The 20,828-nt window shown below is 40.8% G+C and carries 12 protein-coding genes, 1 tRNA gene and 1 pseudogene; 9 read left to right on the forward strand and 5 right to left on the reverse strand.

Features of this window, described 5'->3' with window-relative positions; genetic code table 11:
* Positions 1 to 3: 3 nt before the first annotated feature.
* The 6 genes from hsdR (at position 4) to FVA72_RS19545 (ending at position 11,633) form a co-directional block, all read left to right on the forward strand.
* Positions 4 to 3,525: a type I restriction-modification system endonuclease gene (hsdR, locus tag FVA72_RS19520; RefSeq protein WP_137019317.1), complete on the forward strand. Its 3,522-nt coding sequence runs from the start codon at positions 4 to 6 to the stop codon at positions 3,523 to 3,525.
* Between the two features lie 36 nt (positions 3,526 to 3,561).
* Positions 3,562 to 5,202, forward strand: a complete 1,641-nt coding sequence (locus FVA72_RS19525; RefSeq protein ID WP_137019319.1) for an N-6 DNA methylase — start codon at positions 3,562 to 3,564, stop codon at positions 5,200 to 5,202.
* Positions 5,202 to 6,539, forward strand: coding sequence for a restriction endonuclease subunit S (locus tag FVA72_RS19530; RefSeq protein ID WP_137019321.1), 1,338 nt, complete (start codon positions 5,202 to 5,204; stop codon positions 6,537 to 6,539). The genes FVA72_RS19525 and FVA72_RS19530 overlap by 1 nt, the downstream gene beginning before the upstream one ends.
* Complete coding sequence (locus FVA72_RS19535) at positions 6,539 to 8,254, forward strand: AAA family ATPase (protein ID WP_137019323.1); 1,716 nt, start codon at positions 6,539 to 6,541, stop codon at positions 8,252 to 8,254. Before FVA72_RS19530 ends, FVA72_RS19535 begins: the two co-directional genes overlap by 1 nt.
* Positions 8,254 to 9,378, forward strand: coding sequence for a hypothetical protein (locus tag FVA72_RS19540; protein ID WP_137019325.1), 1,125 nt, complete (start codon positions 8,254 to 8,256; stop codon positions 9,376 to 9,378). The genes FVA72_RS19535 and FVA72_RS19540 overlap by 1 nt, the downstream gene beginning before the upstream one ends.
* 236 nt (positions 9,379 to 9,614) lie before the next feature.
* The gene (locus FVA72_RS19545; RefSeq protein ID WP_137019336.1) at positions 9,615 to 11,633 is read left to right on the forward strand and encodes an ATP-binding protein; all 2,019 of its coding nucleotides are present in this window, start codon (positions 9,615 to 9,617) and stop codon (positions 11,631 to 11,633) included.
* A 181-nt stretch (positions 11,634 to 11,814) separates the two neighbouring features.
* Here the strand turns inward: FVA72_RS19545 and FVA72_RS21770 are convergent.
* The 3 genes and pseudogenes from FVA72_RS21770 to FVA72_RS19555 form a co-directional block, all read right to left on the reverse strand.
* Positions 11,815 to 11,975, reverse strand: a pseudogene (locus FVA72_RS21770) (integrase); the annotation flags it as partial.
* A gap of 81 nt (positions 11,976 to 12,056) precedes the next feature.
* Complete coding sequence (locus FVA72_RS19550; RefSeq protein ID WP_137019339.1) at positions 12,057 to 13,322, reverse strand: tyrosine-type recombinase/integrase; 1,266 nt, start codon at positions 13,320 to 13,322, stop codon at positions 12,057 to 12,059.
* A 315-nt stretch (positions 13,323 to 13,637) separates the two neighbouring features.
* A tRNA-Leu gene (locus FVA72_RS19555) sits at positions 13,638 to 13,722 on the reverse strand.
* A gap of 413 nt (positions 13,723 to 14,135) precedes the next feature.
* Here FVA72_RS19555 and ampH point away from each other — a divergent pair.
* Together ampH and FVA72_RS19565 are read left to right on the forward strand one after the other, a co-directional pair.
* Positions 14,136 to 15,359: a D-alanyl-D-alanine-carboxypeptidase/endopeptidase AmpH gene (ampH, locus tag FVA72_RS19560; RefSeq protein ID WP_110591073.1), complete on the forward strand. Its 1,224-nt coding sequence runs from the start codon at positions 14,136 to 14,138 to the stop codon at positions 15,357 to 15,359.
* A gap of 203 nt (positions 15,360 to 15,562) precedes the next feature.
* A complete protein-coding gene (locus FVA72_RS19565; RefSeq protein WP_110591072.1) occupies positions 15,563 to 16,006 on the forward strand; it encodes a hypothetical protein in 444 nt (147 codons plus the stop codon).
* A 718-nt stretch (positions 16,007 to 16,724) separates the two neighbouring features.
* Here the strand turns inward: FVA72_RS19565 and lptG are convergent.
* Together lptG and lptF are read right to left on the reverse strand one after the other, a co-directional pair.
* On the reverse strand, positions 16,725 to 17,801 hold the full coding sequence (lptG, locus tag FVA72_RS19570; protein ID WP_004264322.1) for an LPS export ABC transporter permease LptG: 1,077 nt from the start codon (positions 17,799 to 17,801) through the stop codon (positions 16,725 to 16,727).
* Entirely contained in the window at positions 17,801 to 18,898 is a 1,098-nt protein-coding gene (gene lptF / locus FVA72_RS19575) for an LPS export ABC transporter permease LptF (protein ID WP_036958756.1), read from the reverse strand. Before lptF ends, lptG begins: the two co-directional genes overlap by 1 nt.
* 339 nt (positions 18,899 to 19,237) lie before the next feature.
* Here lptF and pepA point away from each other — a divergent pair, with 339 nt between their 5' ends.
* Positions 19,238 to 20,749, forward strand: a complete 1,512-nt coding sequence (gene pepA / locus FVA72_RS19580) for a leucyl aminopeptidase (RefSeq protein ID WP_004264329.1) — start codon at positions 19,238 to 19,240, stop codon at positions 20,747 to 20,749.
* The last annotated feature ends 79 nt before the right edge of the window (positions 20,750 to 20,828 follow it).

Genomic DNA, 20,828 nt, shown 5'->3' on the forward strand with positions numbered 1-20,828 from the left:
ATTATGATTTTCCCCAATCAAACCAGCAACTTTGAATTCCTTGCTGAACATGATCCATTATTTGTCGAGCTAGCCCGCTCTGCAGAACAAACATTTTCTAGTGACCCTAACACAACACTCATTAAACTTCGTCAGCTGGGAGAAGCACTAGCTCAACATATTGCAGCTTTGGCTGGAATACCTTTCGATGCACAAACTACACAAGCCGACCTACTCTATAAAATACATCGTGAGCTGAAACTAGAACCTGTTGTAAGGGAACTATTTCATACTCTGCGCATAGAAGGTAATAAGGCTACTCACCAGTTCAAGACTCAGCACCGGGAAGCTATTAATGGCTTAATCATCGCTCGCAAACTAGCTATCTGGTTTCATCAGTCTTTTGGTAAAATGGGAACCCAATTCAAACCTGGCCCGTTCCATCCCCCAATAGATCCCAGCGAACAGCTACGTAATTTACAAAATGAAATCACACGCCTCAAAAATGAATTACAACAAGCCAACATCGACCTTGGTTCAAGCCAACAGCTTAACGAGCTCATCGCTCAAGAAAAAAATGAGTATGAAGCTCTTGCTCACGCAATGGATGCAGAATCACGTGAATTAGCACAGCAAGCGGCAGATCATGAACAAGCTCTGAATCAACAACGACAAGACTATGAAACAAAAATCAAGGCACTTCTCGCTCAATTAGCAAGCCAAGATCAAAAAGTCCAGGCCTCACAACGACAACAGCTCAACCGTAATGCATATGCTGCAACTCAACATATTGTCTTAGATGAATCCTTAACTCGGATTCTTATTGACCAGCAATTAACAGAAGCTGGCTGGGAAGCTGATAGCGAAGCTCTTACCTTTCAAAAAGGTACTCGTCCTGAAAAAGGAAAAAACATTGCCATAGCCGAATGGCCAACCAATCATAAGAACGAAAAAGGTCGAGCTGACTACGTGCTATTTTCAGGTCTCACACCAATCGCAATAGTGGAAGCGAAAAAAGAAAATACTAATGTCGCAGGGAAAATCTCTCAAGCCGAACGCTACAGTAAAGGCTTTAACATAACAGCCCCTATGCAAGGCGCATGGGAACTAGCTGGAGAAACTATTGCTTGGCCAGATGAGAGTGATAGCCACTATATAGTTCCATTTGTATACTCCTGTAATGGACGTCCCTATGTACCGCAGTTAGCCGAGCAATCAGGTACATGGTTTCGAGATGTACGCGATTCCGCTAATACTAAGCGCGCATTACCAGGTTTCCATACACCAGAAGGCCTCATTGACCAGCTTAAACGTAGTAAAGATGCCGCTCAGCAAAAACTTAAGACAGAGCCATTTGGTTATCTTAAACTACGTGATTATCAACAAAAAGCCATTATCGCAGTGGAAAATACATTAGCTAAAGAAATACGTAGTGCATTATTGGCTATGGCAACCGGAACAGGTAAAACACGAACTATCATTGGCTTAATGTATCGTTTTCTAAAAACTGAACGATTCAAGCGTATTTTATTTTTAGTTGATCGCACAGCTCTTGGGCAACAAGCGATTGATGCCTTTAACGAAGCACCGTTAGAACAAAACCATACATTATCAAAAATTTATAATATTGCTGAGCTTAGTGATATGGCAACAGAAGCCGAAACTCGTATTCAGGTTGCGACAGTACAAGCCATGGTTCATCGTATTTTTATAAGCGATACTCCACCACCAGTTGATCTATTTGATTGCATCATTATCGATGAAGCTCATAGGGGTTATACTCTAGACCAAGAGATGACTGATGGTGAGCTATCCACGCGTGATACCAGCCAATATCTTTCCAGCTATCGCCGAGTACTGGAATATTTTGACGCAGTCAAAATAGCCTTAACAGCCACACCCGCAAAACATACTAGCGAGATTTTTGGTAAGCCCGTTTACACTTACTCCTACCGTGAAGCTGTCGCAGATGACTGGCTGATTGACCACGAACCTCCAATCCGCTATGAAACACTACTCACCCAGAATGGTATTACTTTTGCCAAAGGTGAAAAAGTCAGTGCAATCAATACTCAAACGGGTGAAGTACAGTGTGCGGAACTGGATGATGAACTCAATTTCGAGGTAGATGCTTTCAACCGGCGAGTGATTAACGAAAACTTTAATCGAGTTATCTGTGAGCAATTGGTTCAAGAGCTTGACCCATTTGGTGATGAGAAAACCCTCATTTTCTGTGCTACAGACCTACACGCTGACATGGTTAAGCGCTTACTGGATGATGAATTCAAAGCGCTGTACAACGGTGAATATAATCAAGCTGCGGTAGCTAAAATCACAGGTCAAAGTGATCAAGTAGACAAACTAATTCGACAATATAAAAATGAACGTTACCCAAATATTGCCATTACTGTCGACCTACTCACTACCGGAATTGACGTACCTAAAATCAGTAACTTGGTGTTTATGCGTCGCGTTAAATCACGAATTTTGTACGAGCAAATGATTGGTCGTGCTACGCGCCGCTGTGATGATATTGGGAAAACTGTATTTCGTATCTACGATCCTGTTGATATATACGCAGCTCTCGCTGACGTCAATACAATGAAACCATTAGTAAAAGATCCTAACATCACACTGGAACAATTGGTTGATGAAATTACCACCCCAGAACTATTGGAACAAGCTTTGATTGCCCCAGGAGATACGCCAGAGCAAAGCCATGCAGATGTTGTTCTTAGTCAACTCAGCCAAAAAGTCATGCGTGTTTTACGTAAAGCAGAGAAAAAAGCGGAAAATAAACCAACGTTAAGACAAAAACTGAACGAGCTACAAGATTTGTGGGGGGTAGAGCCTAAAAATCTACATAAGCACTTACAGGAGCTAGGACCTAAACAAGCAGCAATCTTCATCACTCAACACAGTGGCCTGCTAAACCAATTGGCTGAAGTTAATCATTTACTGGGTAGCGAACGCCAACCTTTGATTTCTGAACACTTTGATGAGCTTCGTGAACGAACACAAAGCTATGGTGTACACCAAAAACCTGAAGACTATTTGGATAGCTTTACTCAATTTATTAAAGAACAGCTCAACCAAAGTGCCGCTCTTTCTGTCATTATCAATAAACCTAGAGATCTTACCCGTGAGCAATTGAAGGAAGTAAAATTATTATTGGATAGTGCGGGTTATTCAGAAGCCAAATTGCAAAGTGCCGTACGTAATCAAACTAACCAAGACATTGCCGCCAGTATTATTGGTCATATCCGCCGAGCTGTCCTAAGGGAACCACTAATCCCCTTTAACCAACGAGTAGCGCAAGCAATGCAACGTATTTATCAAAGCCATAGTTGGAGCCCTGCACAGCGTAAATGGCTCGATCGTTTAGCAAAACAACTAGTACACGAAGTTATCATTGACCATGAGTTCGTGAACAATCGTTTTTCTGAGCAAGGTGGTGCTAAGCAATTTGACAAGATACTCGGTAATCAACTTAATACCGTATTAAATGAGCTCAGTGATGCCATTTGGCCACAGAAAATAGCCTAAGCTCAATAGACATAAAAATTTAATGAAGAGACAATTATGACCAACAACGACATCGTTCAAAAACTCTGGAATCTTTGTGACGTACTGCGTGACGATGGAATCAACTACAGTGATTATGTAACCGAATTGGTACTTTTACTATTTGTTAAAATGGTGCACGAAAATACAGAAGCAGGGACATTAAAAAAACATCCGTTACCAGAGGGATGCCGTTGGACCGATATCAATGCTAAGTCAGGTATTAACCTACTCAATGACTATAAAGCTATGCTATTAGCTTTATCTACAGGTAAGCGTACAGAAGCCGATCCAAACGAGCCAGGTAAAACCATTGAAGTTCAGGTTCACGAAGACCCACTAATTAGTGCTATTTATGCCGATGCACAAACACGCTTGCGTGAACCTCGTCACTTAGAGCAAATGATCAAAACTCTCGACCAAATCGACTGGTTCAGCGCGCAGAAAGACGGCCTAGGTGATTTGTATGAAGGACTTTTAGAGAAGAACGCGAGTGAAACTAAATCGGGTGCTGGCCAGTATTTTACACCTCGTGCATTGATCAACAGCATGGTGCGTTGTATCAAACCTCAAGTTGGAGAAATAATACAAGACCCAGCGGCAGGTACAGCTGGATTCTTGGTTGCGGCAGATCTCTACATGCGTGAACAAACCGATGACTATATGGATTTAAGCGCGAAAGACGCCGATTTTCAAAAAAACAAAGCCTTTGTCGGTGTCGAATTGGTCCCCAACACCCGACGTTTAGCCTTAATGAACTGCTTACTCCATAGCATGGAAGGAGATAACGAAGGCGTAGTTCACTTAGGGAATTCCTTAGGTGAGGCAGGTAAGTCATTAAAACAAGCTGATGTTATTTTAGCAAACCCACCTTTTGGTACCAGTAAAGGCGGTGAAGCATCTAATACCCGCGATGACCTCACTTATAAAACCAGCAATAAGCAATTAGCGTTTTTGCAGCACATCTATCGTAACCTTAAACCTGGTGGTCGCGCTGCAGTGGTATTGCCTGATAACGTTTTGTTTGAAGCAGGTGTGGGCACAGATGTACGCCGTGATTTAATGAATAAATGTAATTTACATACCATACTGCGCTTACCTACAGGTATATTTTACGCTCAAGGTGTTAAAACCAACGTTCTGTTTTTCACTAAAGGCTCAGCTAAAAACAAATATCAAGAAGAAAATTGCACTGAGAATGTCTGGGTCTACGATCTACGAACTAATATGCCTAGCTTTGGTAAACGTACTCCGTTTGGTAATTCGGATATTGGCTTTACATCAAAAGAATTTGGCACAGACCCACACCTAGGCGCGTTTGAAAAAGTGTTCGGTGACAACTCAGACGGTACCAGTAAACGAACTGAAGGTGAATATAGCTTCAATGCCCAAGAGATTGACGTCGATAAAGAAACTATAGCAGAAAACCAAGGTGTCGATGACCGTCTAGCCTATTCACGTTGGCGCTGTTTTAGCCGCGAGTGGATTTCCAAAACTAAAGATGATTCACTGGATATTAGCTGGCTAAAAGATAAAAACAGTGTGGATGCAGAGGACTTGCCTGAACCAAGTATATTAGCACAAAAAACGAAAGAAGAATTGGAAGCCGCACTATGTGAGCTGGAAGGGCTATTGGCTGCGTTGGGAGGAATTGAGTAATGGCAAAAATTTTTCCAAATGATTGGGTTTCCACAAAATTAGAAATAGTCGTTGAAATTCTTGATGCTATGCGAATCCCTGTCAATAACAATGAGCGTCAGTCTAGAATAGAAGGAAAACTTGCTAGTGAGCTTTTCCCATATTATGGTGCTACTGGTGAAGTAGGGAAAATTGATGGGTATCTTTTTAATGAAGAATTAGTTGCACTCGGTGAAGATGGTGTTCCATTTTTCGACCATTTAAAAACTAAAGCATATTTGCTGACAGGGAAAACCTGGGTAAATAATCACGCCCACGTTTTAAAAGGTTGGCCAAATGGCTTAAACAACAAATTACTTCTCCACTACTTAAACCAATTTGACTATCAAGGTTATGTCAATGGAGGAACCCGGCTAAAGCTTACTCAGGCTAATATGCGAACAATACCAGTTCCACTTCCCCCTCTAGCTGAACAAAAAAGTATCGTTGATAAACTCAATACCCTCTTAACCAAGGTAGAACAAACCAAAACTCGTCTCGAACGTATTTCTGAGCTTTTGAATACTTTTCGCCAATCTGTTCTATCCGCAGCAGTGAGTGGGAAATTAGTTTCAGTAGACAATCCCATTACAGTTACAGTTGGAGAAATAGCCACTGATATACGGTATGGAACCTCTAAAAAATGTGACTACAATGGCGGGCAAACCCCTGTTATAAGAATTCCAAACATTAGTGACAGAAAACTAAATACCTCAGATCTAAAGTATGCTGATTTTACAGAAAAAGAGCTGAAAACTTTAGCTCTAAAAGCTGGAGATATACTAGTAATTAGATCGAATGGAAGCCTTGATTTAGTAGCAAAACCCGCATTAGTTGAGCAAAAATATGAAGGTTTTTTATATGCTGGCTATCTAATTCGAATCCGGTGCAATGAGAACAAAATATTACCCAGTTTCCTTTTGAATATAATGAGCTCGAGAGTGGTAAGAGATGTCATAGAAATTGGTTCAAGATCTACGAGTGGTGTAAATAATATAAATTCTAAGGAACTTGCCGCACTCAAGTTTATTTTGCCTTCAATCGAAGAGCAAACCGAAATCGTTCAGTACGTTGAAAAGCTTTTTGACTTTGCTGACAGTATAGAGCAAAAAACCAATGTAGCACTGAATCGTGTGAATAACCTTACTCAATCTATTCTTGCCAAAGCATTCCGTGGCGAACTTACTGCTGACTGGCGTGCTGCTAACCCAGATTTAATTAGTGGTGAAAATAGTGCTGAATCCTTGTTAGAAAAGATTAAAGCTGAACGTAAGTCACTGAAACAAGAGAAAAAAGCACGAGAAAGGAAAAATATCTGATGCATTTATTGTCACTAGCCTTAAGAGGACAATATAAGGGATTGAAGAATCAAACTTTTAATTTTGATTCCACCGAAGGAAATATCATTGCCTTTATTGGTTTGAATGGTTCTGGCAAATCTCAGCTATTAGAATTGATTGCTGAAACCTTTGGCTATTTGGAACGTTTTTTACGAAGTGACTTTAAATGTCGTAATTGGTTCTCTAATTTATCAATTGAGCTTCGCTATAACAACCAAGTTTATGATTCGGAAACCCAAACAAATACTTACTCAATCAGTATCGAGCAAAATGGTACTGTGACTATCTATAGTAATGGTGTTTGGTTAGATCTAACGTCTTCTGAAAATGAAAATATAGAAGAACAGATTTTACCTAGCCAGATAATTGGCTATTCATCTGGTTTAAATGAAAACCTACAGCGCGCTTTCATGAAGAACTCGATTCAATATCTGGACGTGATGAATATAAAACGAGCCTGGGAGCAAAGATTACTAGTCATCAATAAAACGAAAAATGAAAAAGGTAAACACCTAACAGAAGCAGATATTGAGTTGATTGACCAACAATACAAGAACGTTTATAGCTATTACCAAGTTCGCTACCCAGCCCTGTTTCCAGCTTTACCCGAATTATCATCACCATCTGATAACATTAATATCGGCTTAAGAGCAACGGCATTACCACGCCTTAAATATTTTGATCAAGACACAACTTCATTAATGTTAGCAAGTATGGGAATGATGTCAGACGAAGAGCAGAAATCCATATGGCAAGGAAAGCAGCGTTTCAATAAGATTCATTCAGTTACGCTTCGTTATGACTTGCGTAAATTTACATATGATGCAAGTGCCCTGTTGGATATGGCAAAATTAATCAATTGTTTAAGTAAAATTCATTCTTCTTCATTTAAAGCATTACCGAGATTAGACAAAACTTCAGAGGAGTTCTTTAACCAATTTGAATTGGACTATTTAGCGGGTGAAATCATGATAGATTTTAGCTGTCATAGTGTGCAAAACATTCTTGAGAGTAGTTTCTTCACTCCGCAAATATTGTTTGAAAAACTCTATCGATTACAACTTTTAGCAGCGCAATATTGGCAAGGTGAGACCAAACATCACCTCAGACAAGATAACTTCAGTGGTACAGTAAGAAGACCACAAAAATGGAAATCACCTATTCATATTCTATCTCTTAAGCTAACGGATGGACAACAGTGTATTGAATTTGATGACTTGTCTGATGGTGAAGCACAATTAATTCAAATTTTATCTATGGCCTCGATATATAAAGATAGCAGAGCTCTATTTTTACTTGATGAACCTGAAACACACTTAAACCCATCCTGGAGAACCTATTTCCATTCATTTGTTGAAAGTGCGATAGGTGTTGATAATGAAAAAAACCAGTTATTTATTTCAACACACTCCCCCTTTATGATTTCATCATTAAAACGAAATAATGTTTATCAGTTTCGTCGAAACGATAACTGCTTAATAGACATGAGAGTAGTCCAAAATGAAACTTACGGCGCATCATTTGATGTATTGATTAAAGATTTATTTGAGCTACGCTCGCTTATATCGCAAGGTGTCATAGACGAAATTCGTAAGCAGTTAAAACAAGGTGATGAACACGCCAAGAATTGGATTGAACAACACCTTGGATTGTCACCAGAAAAAGCCTACTTAATAAGGAAGTTAAGCCAGTAATGTTATTTCGATTAGCAGACAATACTCCGCGATTTGAGGTTTTTAGGCTACTAAATGCAGAACTTCTATATTTTTTAGAGCAAGCTGTAAGCACAAATACGTTTAATAGAACATTGTTTACTACTAGTCACGTAGGACAAGCTTGCTGGGATAACGCAAAAGAAAATGATTCTAGAGCCAAGAATGATTTAACTAGAGATAAATTTGAAAAATTTTTCAATACATTAAATGAAGCAGGCCAGAGTATCAAACAGCGATTATTTGAAATAATGAGGGACAATCAGGATTTACAGACATTTTTTAATACCCCTCAAAGGCGTATACTTAATTTTTTACCTGAACCATGTTTCAAAGCCCTAAAATCGTTGAGCACTCATTTATATTGCTCAACCAAAGATTTGACTTCTATTGTTGAAGCAGCTGAAGACACGAATATCACAGCGCATTTCAATGAATACAGGCAACAAACTATTAATGGCAATATATGCAAGGCTTGTGGTATGAAAGAGTTGGCTTCATTCAGAGCTTGTGTGCCAGATGGTGATCAGTGGCGCGCAGATTACGACCATCAGTTATGCAAGTCAAAGTATCCTATTTTTGCTGTACATCCTGATAATCTCATTCCGCTATGTGATGTTTGCAATCAAGACGCTAAAAAAGCAAAAGACCTATTTGAAGATTCGAATAAAACTGGTCGTATAGCATTCTATCCATACAATGAGGAAGCTAAAGATTTTATTAGAATTCAAATCAATAACCTGTCAGATCCTGAACCTACAATTCAAGTTCAGTGGAATGTGCAAGACACAACGTTACTAAACAAGCTAAATACATGGGATGATATCTACGAAATTTGTAGCCGAGTTGAAGGAAAATTTCGCTCGCTGGAAGCTATCCTTGAAGATGAAATAACTCCAAGAGACCCCACTCATCTTACAAGGAGAATAATAGAAGAAGCCGCCCCTAAAAGTGCAGATACTCTAAAGCGCAAAGAATGGGCATTTTGGTACCAACAACTTTTTTTTGCATTACAGCAAATAGATATATCTCCATTTGTTGCAAAATTGGATTTTATTCAGCAACAAGCTGCTGATGGAGGGGAGTATATCCTTGAGCAAATTTAAGATTGCAATGTTTCTTTAAATAATTTGTGCATTTATAATTACTATACATAACAGTCCAATCAGCACCATTAATCACAGTAAAATACAGCTACAATGAGAAACAATAATCTAATTAATAATATTATATTCACTGTATTTGTTGATTAGAACAATACTAAGTCATATAAGTGGAATATTGCTCACTTACAGGTACACAAATTTTTCAGCAATAGCGATTAAAAGGGAGTGGCTAAGCAGTGAGTTTACAAACAAATTTAAAAGGCCGTTTACGAAACACTTCGCTGCCCAAAAATCACGGTTTAATGCCTGTATTCGAGGCTGTGGTAAACTCCATCCATTCAATTGAAGAGATGAATAATCTTCCTGATGGAAAGATCACTCTCCGCATTAATCGAGCCACGCAAGTTAACTTGGATTTAGATATAAAGTCTCAGCCGCCAATTATCGGATTCACCATAATTGATAATGGCTGTGGTTTTAATGAAATCAACGTTAAGTCATTTAAAACTCTAGATTCCGACCATAAAATTGACAAGGGATGCCGAGGTGTTGGTCGTCTGATGTGGTTAAAGGCATTTGATTTAGTTGAAATAGAAAGCCACTTTTTCGATATTGACAGCAAACTTAAAAAACGCATATTTCGCTTCAATGATAAATCAGGAATTCATGGTGAAAAACTTGTTGAGGCCACATCTCAACAACCAGGTACGATTATTAAACTGATTAATTTTGATGAAAACCTTCGCAAGCATGTTCCTTCAAGAGGTCTGTCTATAGCTAACCAATTATTGGAACATGTACTCTGGTACTTTGTGCGGCAAGGAAGCGCTCCTAAGATTCTTTTAGAGGATTTGGGCGAGATTTTTGACCTTGATAATTTACTCGAAGAACATATGCATGCCAGCGCATTTATCGAAACTATTACAATTCGGGACCATCCGTTTGACTTAACTCATATCAAATTCCGTGCCTCTGTTAATAAAAAACATCAGTTAGCACTCTGTGCTGCTAATCGACTTGTTAAGGAAGAATCTATACAAGGCAAACTTCCTGGTCTCTACGCAAAAATATCTGACTCTTCCGGTGAGTTCACCTATACCTGCTATGTATCTTCCGAATATCTAAATCAACATGTGCGAAGTGAACGAACTTCGTTTGATATTACTGAAGATGTTGAAGACATGCTCAATGAAGTAACTTTCAAAGATATTCGGGAAGCAATATTGGCTCGAACCAAGGAGTACCTTCAAGACGTTCTAACAAAAAATGTATCCGCAGGAAAAGTTAGAGTGGATGATTTCATCGACAACCATGCACCACGCTATCGCCCTATTGCGAATTATGTTCCAGAAGATTTACTGATCGTTGACCCTGAGAAGTCAGATAAAGAACTAGAGTTGCATTTACATGCTCAGTGGTATGAAGTAGAGCGCCAACTGGTGAGCGAAGGCCACGATATCATGCAGCCCCAGAATAAAGAACATGTAGAAGAATATAAGGAGCGACTAAGCGAGTACCTACGCAGAGCTGGGGACCTTAAAAAGTCAGATCTTGCCAATTATGTTTCTCACCGCAAGGTGATTATTGACCTTCTACAAAAATCTATTGAGCGGCTAGAAGACGGAAAATATGCCCGTGAAGATATGATCCATGAACTTATCATGCCTATGCGCAAAGATTCCGGCGAGATTTTCCTTGATTCCTGCAACCTTTGGTTAATTGACGAACGTTTGGCATTTCATAACTATTTAGCTTCGGATAAAACGCTCAACTCGATGCCTATCACTGGCAATAGTTCTACAAAGGAACCTGATTTACTCAGCATGAAAGTATTTGACAACCCACTTCTTGTTAATGACCAAAACAGCTTCCCACTTGCCTCCATTACCGTTGTCGAAATCAAACGGCCAATGCGAAATGATATGCGAGAAGGTGAAGATAAAGATCCTATTGATCAAGCACTCAGTTATTTAGAGCGTATACGTGAAGGGAAGGTAACGACAAAGAATGGCCGCCCAATTCCAGGTAATAATGACATACCTGGCTATTGTTACGTTCTTTGTGACCTCACTGAATCTATGCACCGACGCTGTCGTCGGGGCAATTTGCGGATCACATCTGATGGGATGGGCTATTTCGGTTATAACGAACCTTCCCACGCTTATATCGAAGTGATTAGTTTTGATCAATTGGTGAAAGCTGCAGGAGAGCGTAACCGTGCATTCTTTGACAAACTTGGATTACCATCTGCTTAGGGAGTCCGCTTCACTAATTTTCGATATAAATTGCATGAAATCGCGAATATAACCCATCTTACAAAGCCATCTATACGCATTTACGTACGAATGGCTATTTTAGTTACTTAAAATTCACACTAACCACATTATCCAAGCTCCCCTCCAACTCATCCATGTAATCCGCATACCGCTGCATCATTTATTTGTGTCCATCCACATACTGAACATGGTTATACATGCCACGGTTCGCGTTTTTATCGATATGTGCCAGCTGGGTTTCAACCCATGCTAAATTAAAACCTTTCTCACGATAGTCCCCATCTCGTGGCGAAGACCGTGTCCTGTTAGCCCTCCTTCATACCTAAGCAATTAAATCGCTTTCTTGGCTAACCAGCTTTTGATGAATATCTAGCAAGGTATGCAAAACTGTATCTGCAACCCTCACACTATCTCATTGCCTAATTTCGCAAAACTAAACGGCGAAATTTCCCTCTCCCTATTCGCATCCAGATAATCAGCCCACCACTGCACCATCAGCCTCCGTTCCTCAATATGTTCAGCTCTATGAATATAAGCAGCCCTCACTGAGTTGCGTTCTTGGTGGCTCATTTGCCTTTCTACTGCATCCTTCGACCATAGCCCTGACTCAATCAACGAGCTACACGCCATCGTTCTGAAGCCATGCCCACATACTTCTGTCTTAGTGTCATAGCCCATCACTCGTAATGCGTTGTTTACCGTATTTTCACTCATCGGTTTTCTAGGGTTGTGATCGCCGATAAATATCAATTCATGGTTACCGCTGAATTGATAGATCTGTTTTAAAATCTCAATGGCTTGTCGGCTTAAAGGGACTAAGTGAGGAGTACGCATTTTTGATCCACGATGGGAGTGCTTAACCCCTTCTATCGCTTCGCGTTCAGCAGGGATCGTCCACATGGCATTTTCAAAATCGATTTCATCCCAGCGAGCGAAACGAAGCTCGCTGGAACGAATGAAAACTAGCAAGGTAAGTTTGACTGCAAGTTTAGTTAAAGGTCTTCCTTTATAATCATCAATACGTTGTAAGAACTCAGGTAAGCGTTTAAGTTCTAATGCAGCTCTGTGGACTCGTTTACCTGTGGCAACAGCACCTGCCATATCTTGCGCGGGGTTATAATCAATTAAACCACTTTGTACTGCGTAACGCATAATACCAGTCACACGCTGTTGTAAACGTGCTGCAACTTCAAGACGTCCAGACATCTCTACGGCTTTAATCGGTTCGAGTAGATCACGAGTTTTCAGTTCAGCAATATTACGTTTACCAATAGCAGCAAAGATATTGTCTTCAAGGCTTTTAAGTACTCGATGACTATGACTCTCTGACCACTTCTTATTCGTTGCGTGCCAATCACAAGCTACCTTCTCAAAGGTATTAAATTCCTTTTGCTGTTCTTCCTTTAATTCTTTCTTGAGTTCACGTGGGTCTATGCCTAAAGCAACTTGCTTTCTGGCAGCATCCCTTCTTTCTCTTGCATCTGCTAAAGAGATTTCAGGGTATACGCCAAAGGCCATTAAATGTTGTTTGCCGCCAAAGCGAAAACGGAAGCGCCAATATTTAGAGCCATTGGGGTGAATATAAAGAAACAAGCCATCACTGTCTGTCAGTGTATAAGCTTTCTCTTCAGGTTTAGCTGCACGAACTTTTGTATCGGTTAATGCCATATTCTTTGTCCTCTTCACCCCAGAGTGAGTATATAAACAAGATATCTCAGATTACTGTTGATGATTTCGAGTTACACAAACAACTAAGTGTCTACGCCACAGGCTGCGCCTGCATTGCTTTAGCATTGGTAATTCGAGATATAATGAGTATACAAATATTATCGAAGCGAAGATATACTCAGATGTATACTCACTCGGAGGTTGATGTGGGTTGAGTTAAGTTGACATGCATTGACTGAAAACGCGGGGAGGCCTTGCAAACACTGGATTTCAGATACAAAAAAAGACGTCGGTTGACGTCTCTTGATGTTCTTATGGTGCCGAAGGCCGGACTCGAACCGGCACACCCGAAGGCGGTTGATTTTGAATCAACTGCGTCTACCAATTCCGCCACTCCGGCACGAAGTGATGTGTTTCTTGGAAAACGCTGCCATTATACTTGCCTTGTGCCTACTGGCAACACTTATTCGTGAAGATACGGTTTGTTCGATTAAAAAAAAAGCATATTCCTTAGATCTTATAAAATCACAAGGAAAGCTTCTTTTGTTTATATATCTATTAATGAGTATGTTAACTTCTCCCAAATTATTTTTCTTATCACGAGGCTCTGTGACTGGCGGCAGGTCATTATTTTTGTTAGTTTATCTGCAATCTAATGTCAATATTTAAGGTTTAATCATGGGTTTTGTTGGGTGGATAGCAACAGGTATCTTTATTGGCATCTTAATTGGTGTGGTAATGAAGATTTTCGCGAAGAAAAAATAATATGGCTGAAAGGCCATTTGCAAACAATCATATCGGCTGGCTTCCAACATGAAGAAATCATTTCTAAAAATTCTGTCTGTATCTGCATTATCCTTAGTGTTAATGGCATGTTCAAGTAAGACAGAAAAAGCACCAAAGTTTTTGCAAAGTAATGATATTGAATCCTCTGACTGGCAAGTTTTTGAGGGAGATAGAAGGACTTACGAGCGCGTCGCTAAGATTGTCGATTTATACGCTAATCGCATTTTTAATGAAAGCAATGCACGGGGCATGGCAATCATTGTTATCGATAATAATCAGGCGTTATCACGCTATTATGGTGAAACCGCACCTGGCAATGGTAAAAAACCCGGTCCAAATTCATTAATTCGCATTGCATCAATTACCAAATTAATGACAAGCGAAATATTAATTAAGCTCGAACAGGATAAGAAGCTGTTAATTACTGATCCGTTACAGCAGTATGCCTACCACGGCGTTAATGTGCCTGATAATGCCAGCGGGCAGCCTATTCGCTTATATCATTTAGCGAGCCATACCAGTGGATTACCTCGAGAACAACCCGGCGGAAAATGGGGCCGCCCTGTTTTTATTTGGCCAACTCAAGATAACCGTTGGACATGGCTAAAAACAGGTAAGTTAGATGCTACACCAGGCACAGAAGCTTCTTATTCCAACTTAGCATATGACTTATTGGCTGATGCGATGGTTAAAGCTTCGGGAGTCTCTTATCCCCAATTATTTAACCACTATGTGGCATCTCCCGCCAAAATGACGAATACCACTTATACCCCTAACAATGCGCAGTGCGCACGGTTAATGGAAGGAACAAAACCAAGCCCTTGCCATAACACACTCGCGGCAGCAGGAAGTGGTGGCGTGTATTCTACCCCTGCAGATATGCAAAAATGGATGCAGCAATTTTTATCGACAGACAGTAACTTAAGAAAAGTCACCGCTGCCCGTGAACAAGGCATCTATTTTCCACGTGAAAAGCTTTTGGAAATTAAAGGGATGGATGTTGCAGGGCATGCTGATGGACTCGGCCTTGGGTGGGTGTATATGAAGCCTAAAAACGGCACTCCGGGAATTTATCAAAAAACTGGCGGTGGCGGTGGGTTTAATACCTATATGGCGATGATCCCACAGCAAAATATTGGGGTATTTGTGGTGATGACCCGCAAAGATAACAGTAAATTCAGTAAATTAACAATTGGAGTTAACGAACTGGTCGCTTCACTGTCTGCTAACCATGCGTATGGGAAGCATTGAAGGAGTACCGCCGAAGCGTTACAAGCAATGGCGAGTTACACCCCAACCTTAAAACGTGGATTTACCCGCGTTATTACATTAATTGCGACAACAGCCTGAGATATTCAGGCTGTTTTTGATAATTTTCTTAGCCTTTTTTATAATCAATTTTATTAGGTTCTCGATAATATTTTAGTAATGTCACTTACTTATAAGAGTCCATAATGAGAACCAAGAACTCCTCAACAATACTGAACTATCATTCCGAACCACAACGTAAAATTAGCCCAATCGAGTTTAATAACATTCTGAATGATATTAAAAACCACTGTATTAACAGCCCAAAAGAGTTAAAAGCAAGATCGATAACTATCTCAATCCCCAAAAGCTATTCTGATGATCTTGAAATGCTAGCGATTAAAGCCTGTCGACAAGAAGAGCGGCGTATTTATCGAGAAGAATGTTCTGCTGCTTTCAAATTCAAAACACATAATGGGATGAAACGAGGCATTTTTTCTTTAGCTCAACAACTGGCTAATAAAAGCGGTGAAAATATTTTAGCGATGGATCCCCAGCCTCACGCAGCCCTCCCCAAAAGAAAATTATTTCGGCCACAACCGCCATTTATCGCCTTTATCAGCGCACTCGGTTATACACTTTTTAGCTAACAGTAAAAAACGCTGAGTTATAAACGCCAAAATAGTTAGCGAAACCATGTCGTTACCTGATAAATATAATAGCTTGGCCCTTCAAGCTATTATTTCACCCTCAATGTCGCTTTATACAATGTCTTTACCTGTGGAAAAGCTAGGATTATTTTCTCTCTCATTTCGTTAAAATAGGAATCAGATGAAAATAGCTATATTTCTGCCCCGCCAATTACTTGGCGCTAGTATGATTAGAAGGGGAAACTTTTCAAATTTTTCCTCAGAACTGCTTAAAATTAGCGGTCATGCATTAGTTCATCCTACTCCCCAGAAATCCATTCAGATAGAAAACGACCTTAACCAACAGAAATATCTTAAACTGGGAAACAATCAAAAATAGTTAGAAAAAACCGCTGAATATAAACAGTTAGTCGATAATTCTCGCCGAAAAAAACGCCACAATGCCTACTCACTTAATCAATCATACGCCGCCAACGGCGGGATATTTTCTTACGCCCAACAATTAGCTAACAAAAGCCGTTGCAATGTCATTGGTGTTAAAGGTGAGTATATCCCTGCATCAGAGGGAAACAAGCTGCAATATATTATGTTTCGCCCTCAAAACAAACTGTTAGGGATTATTAGTCACTTAGGTAATGTCCTGCTAAGTCAGCGATGCTAAAAAGAAAAAGGGCTGTGAACCCCGAAGACTCACAGCCCTTTATTTGCCTATAAACGGTTATTTTCGTTTAACTAACAATGTGATACTTACTATCAGGAATAGGACGCTTGGCAATGCTGCTGCAATAATCGGTGGCACCGAATACACTAAGCTCCAATTACCGAACCCTTGGTTAAGTACGTAAAAGAGGAATCCCCCCACAATACCTGAAATAACACGAACGCCCATAGGAACGGTACGTAACGGCCCAAAAATAAATGAAACTGCCATTAGCATCATGACTGCCGCAGAAAGTGGTGCGAGGATTTTTTTCCACATGCTCAGCTCATAAACCGCAGCCACTTGGCCACTTTCTTTTAAATACGAGACATATTGATACAGGCCGCGGATTGATAGCGAATCAGCATTCAGTGAAACTATTCCTAGTTTTTCCGGGGTTAGGTTGGTCTTCCAATCCACCGTCAATCGCTGTGAACCTGTGATTTTTTTCTCGCTACTTAGAATTGACTCATCCACTTGAGATAACACCCAAAGCTGATTTGTCGAGTCGTACTCACCATTCGCAGCAAACATCACCGACTTCAATTTACGTTGGTCATCAAAACGATAAATCGACACATCTTGAATCGATGTCGCATTATTAATCCGCTGAATATGAATAAAATCATTGGCATCTTTTGCCCACATACCTTCATCTGTCACAACTAATGAGTTACCCACGATTTTTTCTGCGCGATAATTTCTTGCCCACTGTTCTCCCGCAGGTGCGATCCACTCACCAATAAACATTGCGACAATGACCAATGGAACTGCTGTTTTCATCACCGATAATGCGATTTGTAAGCGGGTAAAACCGGAAGCTTGCATGACGACTAGCTCACTACGTGAAGCCAGTGCCCCTAACCCCATGAGTGCTCCCAACAAGGCTGCCATTGGAAAGAAGATATCAATATCTTTTGGGACAGTTAATAAAGTGAATACACCTGCGCTCAATGCCGTATAGTCGCCATCACCCACTTTGCGAAGCTGCTCGACAAATTTAATGATCCCTGCCAGTGAAACGAGCAGAAATAGCGTCACTAAAATCGAATTTAAAATGGTCCGACCGATATACCTATCTAAAACACCAAACATCAGGCAACCCCTTTACTCAATTTAAGACGCATACGTCGCATTGGGACGGTATTCCACGCATTTAGGACTATCGCTAATATCAAATACCCCACATTCACCGCCCACATAGTATACCTTGGGTCAAGGTCACCCTTATCGGCACTATTACGCAATGTACTTTGTAATAAAAAGAAAATGAGGTATAGCAGCATCGCTGGAAGCATACTTAATACCCGTCCTTGACGTGGATTAACCTCGCTTAATGGCACGACCATCAAGGCCATAACGACAACGGAGAATACAATCGTTAAACGCCAATGGAACTCCGCGTTCACTTCAGGAGTATTTTCAGACCACAGTTGTAGCATATTTTTTTGCTCGACTCGGTCACTACGCGTTTCTGCGGTTTGGTGGTCAACAATAGCTTGGTAATTAACAAAGTCAGTTATTCGAAAATCTCGCAATAACGCGGTTCCTTCATAGCGAGTACCTTCGTTTAAAACAACGACTTGTCGGCCATCGGGGTCTTCTTTCATATAACCGCTATCAGCCACTACAACTGAAGGCCGTTGTTCATTTGCAGCGCGTAGCTGTGCAAGAAATACGTTCTTGAAGTTGCTACCTTTTACATCACCAATGTACAGAACATAATTGCCGTCTTTAGTGGTTTTAAATTGCCCTTCCACCATCGCAGCTAGCCCAGGGTTCGCTTTCGCATCAGCCAATACTTGCTCTTGATATTGCGATGACCACGGCAACATCCACGTGATATTAGCCACCGCAACCATTGCGGTAATGACCGCTAGGACTAACGCGGCTTTTACTAAAACACTTTTACCTAAACCGCAGGCATGCATTACCGTGATTTCACTTTCAGTGTAAAGTTTACTGTAGGTCATCAAAAGCCCAAGGAATAGGCTCAAAGGTAAGATAAGCTGCGCCATTTCAGGCACACCTAACCCCAGTAAAGGAAGTACTAAGTTTGAGGGAATGTTGCCCTGAACCGCAGCGCCAAGAATATCTATCGACTTCTGGCTAAAAAAGATTAGCATCAATACAAAAAGTATGGCTAACTGACTTTTCAGGGTTTCCCGTACCAAATATCTAATAATGATCACGCTTATTACGCCTGTGAAAACTTGTCTTTTGGGAAGAAAATGGCTAAGTTCGTTCGATGTCTGCCATTTACTAACATATACTCTAGTTTATTGTATGGCTACAATGATATAAAAGCATTCTCTATACTGGTTGAAATATCAGAACATGCTTAATATTCGAGAAACCAGATATACTCGCCATACTTCATGGTGTATCGCAATTAACAGCATACAACGTGAGCTATTTCGCGTATAGATGGTTAGTTTAACATAAAGAGTTCATTCTCTATGAGGTAGATCATGCGAAACGCTAATTTTAGCGGGAGCATCGGCCTTTGTCTTTAAGATTCAGGAGAACGCATGGAGTTTAGTGTAAAAAGTGGTAGCCCGGAAAAACAACGCAGCGCTTGTATTGTTGTCGGAGTCTTTGAACCACGCCGTCTGTCCCCAATTGCTGAACAACTGGACAAAATCAGTGACGGATATATCAGCGCCCTGCTGCGCCGCGGCGAACTTGAGGGTAAAGTAGGGCAATCCCTGCTACTCCATCATGTACCCAACGTTCTGTCTGAACGCATTCTACTTATCGGTTGCGGTAAAGAACGCGAATTAGATGAGCGCCAATTTAAACAAATTATTCAGAAAACAATCAGCACATTGAATGAAACTGGCTCAATGGAAGCCGTCTGCTTCTTAACTGAATTACACGTTAAAGGCCGCAATAATTACTGGAAAGTGCGCCAAGCCGTCGAAACAGCCAAAGAATCACTGTATGTGTTTGATCAACTGAAAAGTAATAAAACAGAACATCGTCGTCCACTGCGTAAACTGGTTTTCAATGTGCCAACTCGCCGTGAATTGACCAGTGGTGAACGTGCTATTTCCCATGGTTTAGCGATTGCTTCAGGTGTTAAAGCGGCAAAAGATTTAAGTAATATGCCACCAAATATCTGTAACGCAGGTTATTTAGCGTCTCAAGCACGTCAATTAGCTGACATTTCAGACAGCAAACTGACCACACGAGTGATCGGCGAAGAGCAGATGAAAGAGTTAGGAATGAACGCCTATCTCGCGGTGGGTCAAGGTTCACAAAATGAATCGCTGATGTCCATCATGGAATATAAAGGCAATCCAGATCCAGACTGCAAACCTATCGTACTCGTAGGTAAAGGGTTAACCTTTGACTCTGGCGGTATTTCAATCAAACCATCCGAAGGCATGGATGAAATGAAATACGATATGTGCGGCGCGGCTTCTGTTTACGGTGTAATGCGCTTTATCACTGAATTGCAGTTGCCAATTAATGTCATTGGGGTATTAGCAGGCTGTGAAAACATGCCTGGTGGGCGTGCTTATCGTCCGGGTGATATTCTTACTACCATGTCTGGGCAAACAGTTGAAGTCCTCAATACTGATGCCGAAGGCCGTTTAGTTCTGTGTGATGCACTCACCTATGTTGAGCGTTTTGAACCTGAGCTAGTTATTGATATCGCGACCTTAACAGGGGCTTGTGTCATTGCATTAGGCAGTCACTACACTGGGTTGATGTCAAACCACAACCCATTGGCTCATGAGTTATTAAACGCGTCAGAGCAAGCGGGTGACCGTGCATGGCGTCTACCACTAGCTGATGAGTATTTTGACCAAATCACGCCTAATTTTGCTGATTTAGCCAATACGGGTGGCCGTCCTGCTGGTGCTATCACCGCGGGTTGTTTCTTGTCTCGCTTTGCGACGAAATATAACTGGGCACACCTTGATATCGCAGGGACTGCTTGGCGTTCAGGTGCAGCAAAAGGCGCTACTGGTCGCCCTGTTTCCATGCTAGCGCAGTTCTTATTGAACCGTGCAGGCCTTAATGGTGATGAGTAATCCCATTTAGCGCTTTAGCTGTACATCACTTGTAAAAATATCCCGATGAGCATTTATGCGACTCGGGATATTATTTTTG

This window comes from Providencia sp. PROV061 (assembly GCF_011045655.1).
Classification (GTDB): Bacteria; Pseudomonadota; Gammaproteobacteria; order Enterobacterales; family Enterobacteriaceae; genus Providencia; species Providencia hangzhouensis.

Bases quoted from the DNA above. Each gene is read 5' to 3' on its own strand.
- hsdR (WP_137019317.1), top strand. From the start codon at position 4: ATGATTTTCCCCAATCAAACCAGCAACTTTGAATTCCTTGCTGAACAT.
- FVA72_RS19525 (WP_137019319.1), top strand. From the start codon at position 3,562: ATGACCAACAACGACATCGTTCAAAAACTCTGGAATCTTTGTGACGTA.
- FVA72_RS19530 (WP_137019321.1), top strand. From the start codon at position 5,202: ATGGCAAAAATTTTTCCAAATGATTGGGTTTCCACAAAATTAGAAATA.
- FVA72_RS19535 (WP_137019323.1), top strand. From the start codon at position 6,539: ATGCATTTATTGTCACTAGCCTTAAGAGGACAATATAAGGGATTGAAG.
- FVA72_RS19540 (WP_137019325.1), top strand. From the start codon at position 8,254: ATGTTATTTCGATTAGCAGACAATACTCCGCGATTTGAGGTTTTTAGG.
- FVA72_RS19550 (WP_137019339.1), bottom strand. From the start codon at position 13,322: ATGGCATTAACCGATACAAAAGTTCGTGCAGCTAAACCTGAAGAGAAA.
- ampH (WP_110591073.1), top strand. From the start codon at position 14,136: ATGAAGAAATCATTTCTAAAAATTCTGTCTGTATCTGCATTATCCTTA.
- FVA72_RS19565 (WP_110591072.1), top strand. From the start codon at position 15,563: ATGAGAACCAAGAACTCCTCAACAATACTGAACTATCATTCCGAACCA.
- lptG (WP_004264322.1), bottom strand. From the start codon at position 17,801: ATGTTTGGTGTTTTAGATAGGTATATCGGTCGGACCATTTTAAATTCG.
- pepA (WP_004264329.1), top strand. From the start codon at position 19,238: ATGGAGTTTAGTGTAAAAAGTGGTAGCCCGGAAAAACAACGCAGCGCT.